The sequence below is a fragment of the Frankiales bacterium genome (genome assembly GCA_016125335.1).
GTDB lineage: Bacteria > Actinomycetota > Actinomycetes > S36-B12 > CAIYMF01 > Longivirga.
Genome location: WGLY01000009.1, coordinates 89,869 through 96,096, shown reverse-complemented (window position 1 = coordinate 96,096; position 6,228 = coordinate 89,869). Strand labels below are relative to the sequence as shown.

The following is a 6,228-nucleotide window of genomic DNA, read 5'->3' as shown; positions in this document are numbered from 1 at the left end:
GCCGATAGCGTGCCGCTCCGGGGCACGCGTAAGTGCCGATAGCGTGCCGCTCCGGGGCACGCGTAAGTGCCGATAGCGTGCCGCTCCGGGGCACGCGTAAGTGCCGATAGCGTGCCGCTCCGGGGCACGCGTAAGTGCCGTTCTCGTTCGCGTCTGCGAGATCGAAGCGGCAGTCACGCTCGTGCTCGATCCTGCCCCCAGTAGTCTGCCGTCATGGACTACTTGGGGGTTGTTCTAGCTGGTTGCGCACCTGGGGCACCTGACTGCGCGGCGGGAACAGTGCCGAACGGCGTCGACACCTGGTTCATCATTCTCGTGCTACTGCTACTCGTCGCGGTCGTCGGCGGCTCGGCGTTGTTCGTGCGACACCGGATCGCTCACCGCCCCGAGACTGCATCTGCCGCACCGGAGTCGACCGCACGCGCATAGGCGCCGTCAGGCGGAGGTCTTGCGCGGGTGCGGTCGTCGGTAGGCGCCGCGTGCGAAGCGATAGAACGCGAACACCAGCACAGCAGTCACGGCGATAACGACGAGGTACCAGACCAGCGCAGCGCTCAGCATGGCTGCACGCTAGCGCGCGGTCCCAGGTACTGGTGAGAACGCCCCGAGGTGCCGATCGCGCTCGCTTCTTCGTGAGCGACCCGGCATTCTGACTCGCATGGATCGGGGGCGAAGGAGCGCGAAGCAACTGGTCGCGCTCGTGGCTGCAGGCGGTGCCATTCTTCTTGGGGTGGCACTCGTTGCCCTTGCCGCGAGGCCCAGCGTCGAGGCTCGCGTTGTGTCCTCCGAGACCAACTCGGCGACCGGCGTCTCCACCGTGACCGTTCGTACTGCTGACGGCGTCACCGGAACGTGGCAGTACCACGTCCAGCCGCCCGGAGTTGGGGCATCGGTAGGGGCAGTACGCCTGCCCAACAACGCCCTCGTTGACCCAGGTTGGATGGGCGTGGCTCGGGATGTCGGCGGCCTTCTGATCGTGATCGGTGTGCTGATCGGCGTCTACGTGTGGTGGCGTTCGAGTCATCCCAACCCGCCGGACAAGACCCTTCGGGTTCCCGGCGACATCGTCGTGATGTCCCCGATGAAGATGCCGGGCGGCGGCCACGGCTGACCGGCACGCCGAAGTGCCCTTCGGGCTCGTCCTGGGGACGCACGAACCGGCATCCTGAGTGCATGAGCCTCGCATCTGTCCAGCACTCGGCTGACGGACAGTGGTGGTGGGACGGCACGCAATGGGTACCCGCTTGGACGCCGGATGGTCAATGGTGGTTCGACGGCAGCCACTGGCGTCGCGCGGGAACCTCCGCCGAAAGGCGCCGGCTTAGCCGTCGGGAATGGGTTGTCGTTGCCGCATGGGCGGTCGGCTGGGCAGTCGCCGTGGCGTGGGCCATCTGGGCCGCGACGCCGGACGACGTCGCGAACGCACCGATGCCCGCACCGATGCTCATCTCCGGCGTCGGTCTGTTGCTCTGCCTGGTCGCCGGCTTGCTTGCTACGTCTGGCTGGCTGGCGGCCCGCCGGCGCTGGTTCGTGGTCGTACTGCTTGTCCTTGGGGTCACGGGCGCCGTCCTGGCGTGGTACGTCGCGGCGATGCTTGCTGTCCCAGTGCCCGAAGGCCAACCAGACATCCAGGATGACGCTGCAGCCGCAGGGCTGATGCTCATCGCGCTCCCGACCTTCGGCGTTGTTGCGGCCCTCAGCGGCATCGGTGCCGGCGTTGGCGTCCTGATCCGGAACTTCCGGTCGAGCCGGGGACGGCAGATGAGTTCTACTGTGGCGAGCTAGATGTGCCGCTTTGACTCGCCCGGCCCGCGACGCATCCGATATCAGGGGGCGCCCCCAAGGCATGATGCGGACCCGTGAGCGGAGTGATCGACAGATCCCAGGTGTCGGCACTGATGCTTGCCGCTTGTCCGACCTACCGACCCATCTGGGACGACTCCCACGACATCAACGTGGATGAGGACACCGGCGAAAGACTGGTCTACCTGGACGCCGCAGACGTCACGCGCCACCTAGTCGCGTTGCAGGCTGCGGGTCAGACCGCGACATTTCCCGCAGTGTTCAACGTCATTGAGCGGCTTCACGTAGAGGGGGACGACTACGTGCGCGAGCTGGCCACTATCGGCTACCTCGAAGGCTTGCAGGCCGCAACTAGCCACGAGCCGGAGGTAGATGAAGCCGACTTCGTGCCGTACCTCGGACCGGAGTCGCTCCGCTGGTGGCGCGGGCTGTTGGCGTTCTGGAACGGGACCGCCACGACCATCCATGCCGTCGACGGCTGAGAGCGTGGGCCGGGTTGTGCCGGTATGACTCGGCCGGCCAGCGACGCATCCGCCAGTGTCGCCCGGGTGAAACGGGGACGGTACGTCGCTGTGCGCATCGTCGGCTTCATCTTCTTGGTGACCGCCGTCGCCCTTGCGGTCGTCCCGATGGATGCGTACGTAGGTGTCAAGCCCGTCTCCTGCAACGGCGTTCCGCCGTTCTTCATCGGCATCCCAAGCGATCCAGGGCCGGACGGCATCACCCCGAAGGACACCGCATGCACGGACGCAGCCTTCTCAAGGATGGGCTGGGCGCTGCTTGTTGGTGTTCTGGCGGTGACGCTGATGGTTATCGCGCAGAACCGCCTATCCAAGGGTCGGACCGAGTGAGATTGTTCCGCCGGAGCTCGGCGATGCTCTGGTGCGTCGTTCGGGAGGTGTGTGTGGTCGCCAGCGTGGAGCCAGCCTTCGGGCTCCGGAAGTTGATGAGGTTGAACGCGCGTTTCGATGACTGGTCGCTCTCAACGATGCCAGTCACGTCCTTGTTCGCCTTCCATGGGCCGCGGTTGCTCGGCGGCCACGACCTTGCCTCGGGCGCCGTCGTCCGAGTCCATGTGGTCCGGCTGGACCAGGTGGTGACTACTCAGGACTGGCCGCTGGTCCTGGACGACCAGCGTCGCTGGCCTCTGCGCAACGCGAGGTTCCTGCCCCCGATGGCCGCCAAGGCGGAACTGTTGGCACACGCCGAAGACGTGCACAGGGGGTTCCTATGTGAACTCGTCGGACGTGGCGGCGACGGGCCGCAGATCCTCTTCGCTTGCGAGAGGGTGCGCGTCCGATGGACCCGGATGCGCCGGCGGTCACCGAGCCCTGCGGCATAGGACGGCAGTCCATCTCCGTGGAGGTCTCGCCCTGAAGACCGCGCCGACGCCCCGACAGGACACCGCCTGCCGGCTAGCTCCAGAACCGCCATCCGGGCGGAGCGGCTGGCCAGGCGGGATCCGGGCGCCAACCACGGGGCGGTCGCCAGCCTTCCGGTGATGGGGGCCAGCCCGGCGGTGCGAGGAACCGCCTGCGAGCGCGCCAGCTTCGCAGGGACCACATCAGCGCGGCCAACCCTGCGGCTGCCCCGATCAGGCAGAGCCCACCCACGGCGAGGAAGGAACTCTGCTCGCCTCCGCAGGGCTGGCCCACGGCGCAGGGGTCGGAAGGGCTAGCCGCGATCAAGAGACTCAGCGCGCCCAAACCTGCGAGCAGCACAAGGGGGACGGCCGCAACGCCGGCCAGCGCCACCCGCAGTCGCCAACCAGGAGGCGACGAAGGAACCGCGTGCTCGCTGGCATGCGTAGCAACCACGCGAACATCCTCCTGCAGACACCCCGGCAGCGACAGCATCGCGATGGCCCAATGGCGCCGATCGCTCGCCCCTCGATCAGCGACCCGGCATATGTCGAGCAAGGCCCAACTCGTCTATGCGTCCTGCGTGAGCACGCGGTGAGGCGCCGACCGCTCCCGGTCGGGGGGAGGCGCGGCACGTCGAGCGGCGGGCTCCGCCCCGTCGCGACGGACCGCCGAGACTCGACCTCAGACGCGCAGGATCTTGTCCAGGGGTCGGCCCTTGGCCAGTTCGTCCACCAGCTTGTCGAGGTAGCGGATCCTGCGCATCAGCGGGTCCTCGACGTCCTGCACCTTCACCCCGCACACGCTGCCCGTGATGAGCGCAGCGTTCGGGTTCAGGTGCGCGTCGGCGAAGAACTGCTGGAAGGTGCTGCCGTCCTCGAGCCGCTGCCGCAGGGCGTCGTCGTCGAAACCGGTCAGCCACTCGATCACGGTGTCGAGCTCGTCGCGCGTGCGTCCCTTCTTCTCGACCTTGGCCACGTAGTGCGGATAGACCGAAGCCACGCTCGTCTCGAAGATGCGGTGCTGCACCCGCCAAGGCTAATGGGGAAGGCGGCCGACGCGTCGATACGCCGATCTTGCTCGCCCAGCGCCCCCTGGAGGGGCATGCTCATCGCGTGTCTGGGGGAGGCGGCGCCCGACTTGTGGGGGCAGCCGTCGCTGCCGCTATCGCGTGGTCCGTCGCCGGCTGCGGGCCGGGCGAGCCCGCCACGCGCATCTCGGTGACGGTCGACAGCGCCCACCACCTGGTCGTCTCGTACCGGAACTGTGGGGAGCTGGTTCAGGAGATCCGACTGAACCGCGTTCCTGGCGACACCACTGTGTGGGAGGTGCGAGGCGCCCCGGGATCAGCGGCGGGCGTATTCGTCAGCGGGGCGCCCATCCCCGGGTTGGCAACAGTGGTCCCGATGTCTGTGCTTGGGGACGGTCATTACGAACTCACCCTCATGACGGACGTGCGCGACGCCGGGGGCTTGGAGTTCGCGGCGTCCGAGCTCGCGCCAGGCACATTGGTGTGGGATCGCGGGCAGATGTCGACGTCGGACTACGAGAAGATGACCGACCGCGATCTGGGCTGCTAGCCGACGCGGGACCGCTGAGCTGCCATCGGCTCGCGGCAGCCGCTGGGCGCGGCCAACGCGGATCGAGCGGCCTCGTGCGAGTGGCGCGTCCGCTCAGGCGGGCTCGAGGGCGTCGCGCATCGCGACGAGCTTGGCCTGGCTCTCGGCCAGCTCGACGTCGGGGTCCGAGCCGGTCACCAGGCCGCAGCCGGCGAACAGGCGCAGCCGGTCCTCGGCCTCGACCGCGCCGCAGCGCAGGGCGATGCCGAACTCGCCGTCGCCGCGCGCGTCGACCCAGCCGACCGGGCCGGCGTAGCGGCCGCGGTCCATGCCCTCCAGCTCGCGGATGACGGCGGAGGCGCGCTCGGTGGGGGTGCCGCAGACGGCCGCGGTGGGGTGCAGCGAGGCGGCCAGGGCGAGCACCGGCGAGCCGTCGGCGAGCACGCCGCGCACGTCCGTGGCCAGGTGCTGCACGTTGGCCAGCCGCAGCAGGCTGGGCGTGCCCGGCACGTCGAGGTCGGTGCAGTGGGCCGCGAGGGCCAGGGCCACGGAGCGGACGGCGTACTCGTGCTCGGCGTGGTCCTTGGCCGAGCCGAGCAGCGCGGAGGCCAGGGAGTCGTCGCGGTCGGCGTCGCGGCTGCGCCGCATGGTGCCCGCCAGCACCCGCGAGGTGACCGAGCTGCCGATGCGCTGCACGAGCATCTCCGGCGTGGAGCCGAGCAGGCCGTCCACGCTGAAGGTCCAGCACGACGGGTAGCGGCCGGCGAGCCGGGTGAGCAGGAAGCGCGGGTCGATCGGCCCGTCGGCGGTCACCACGACGTCGCGGGCCAGCACCACCTTGTCGAGCTCGCCGGCGTCGATCCGGCGCACCGCCTCGGCGACGGCCGACTGCCACTCGGGCACGGTGAGGGAGCCCTCGGCGTACGCGATGCCCTCCGGCGCCTCGGGCACCGCCACGGGGTGGTGCAGCGCGGCGAGGGTCTCGTCCACGGCCAGCCGTGCCTCGCGGGGGGAGGCCGCCACCACGGTCAGCCAGCTCGCCCCGTCGCGCCGGCCCACGACCACGCGCGGGACGACGGCCACCGAGCGGCCGGGGACGGCGTCGAAGGCGAAGGACATGAAGGCCACGGGGCCGGTGCCGGGCAGCGAGAGCGGGTCGTCCACGTCGGCGTCGGCCAGCCAGCCGGCCCACCAGCGCTGGGCCCGGGAGAAGCGCTCGGCCCCGTCGAACTCGGCGCGCGCCGCCTCTCCCCAGCCCACCATGCCGGTCTCCGCGGCCGGGTCGCCCGCGGGTGCCGGCCCGTCCTCCGAGGAGGTGACCCAGGTGGTGGCCGGGACGCCGCGGGGCACGAGGGAGAGCAGGGGCCGGTCGGCGAGGGCGGGGGGCAGCACCACGGTCCGCACGGTGGCCGGCGGTCCCGGCACGGCGACGGGTGCGGTGGACACGCGCTCAGGCTAGGCGTCCCTGCGGCGCGCGGCAGCCCGGGAGGCCCGGACGTGGCGAA

6 protein-coding genes are annotated in these 6,228 nt (G+C 70.0%); 4 read left to right on the top strand and 2 right to left on the bottom strand.

Annotation, left to right across the window (positions count from 1 at the left end; genetic code table 11):
* Positions 1-778 precede the first annotated feature (778 nt).
* The 4 genes from GC157_06080 (at position 779) to GC157_06065 (ending at position 2,654) form a co-directional block, all read left to right on the top strand.
* Positions 779-1,111, top strand: coding sequence for a hypothetical protein (locus GC157_06080; protein ID MBI1377034.1), 333 nt, complete (start codon positions 779-781; stop codon positions 1,109-1,111).
* 62 nt (positions 1,112-1,173) lie between these two features.
* Positions 1,174-1,785, top strand: a complete 612-nt coding sequence (locus tag GC157_06075; GenBank protein MBI1377033.1) for a hypothetical protein — start codon at positions 1,174-1,176, stop codon at positions 1,783-1,785.
* Positions 1,786-1,859: 74 nt separating this feature from the next.
* Positions 1,860-2,285 carry a hypothetical protein gene (locus GC157_06070; GenBank protein ID MBI1377032.1) on the top strand — a complete coding sequence of 142 codons (426 nt, stop codon included), beginning with the start codon at positions 1,860-1,862 and terminating at the stop codon, positions 2,283-2,285.
* A gap of 90 nt (positions 2,286-2,375) precedes the next feature.
* A complete protein-coding gene (locus tag GC157_06065) occupies positions 2,376-2,654 on the top strand; it encodes a hypothetical protein (protein MBI1377031.1) in 279 nt (92 codons plus the stop codon).
* Between the two features lie 1,194 nt (positions 2,655-3,848).
* Here the strand turns inward: GC157_06065 and GC157_06060 are convergent.
* Together GC157_06060 and GC157_06055 are read right to left on the bottom strand one after the other, a co-directional pair.
* Positions 3,849-4,193, bottom strand: coding sequence for a DUF2200 family protein (locus tag GC157_06060; GenBank protein MBI1377030.1), 345 nt, complete (start codon positions 4,191-4,193; stop codon positions 3,849-3,851).
* A gap of 644 nt (positions 4,194-4,837) precedes the next feature.
* On the bottom strand, positions 4,838-6,169 hold the full coding sequence (locus tag GC157_06055; protein MBI1377029.1) for an isochorismate synthase: 1,332 nt from the start codon (positions 6,167-6,169) through the stop codon (positions 4,838-4,840).
* Positions 6,170-6,228 lie beyond the last annotated feature (59 nt).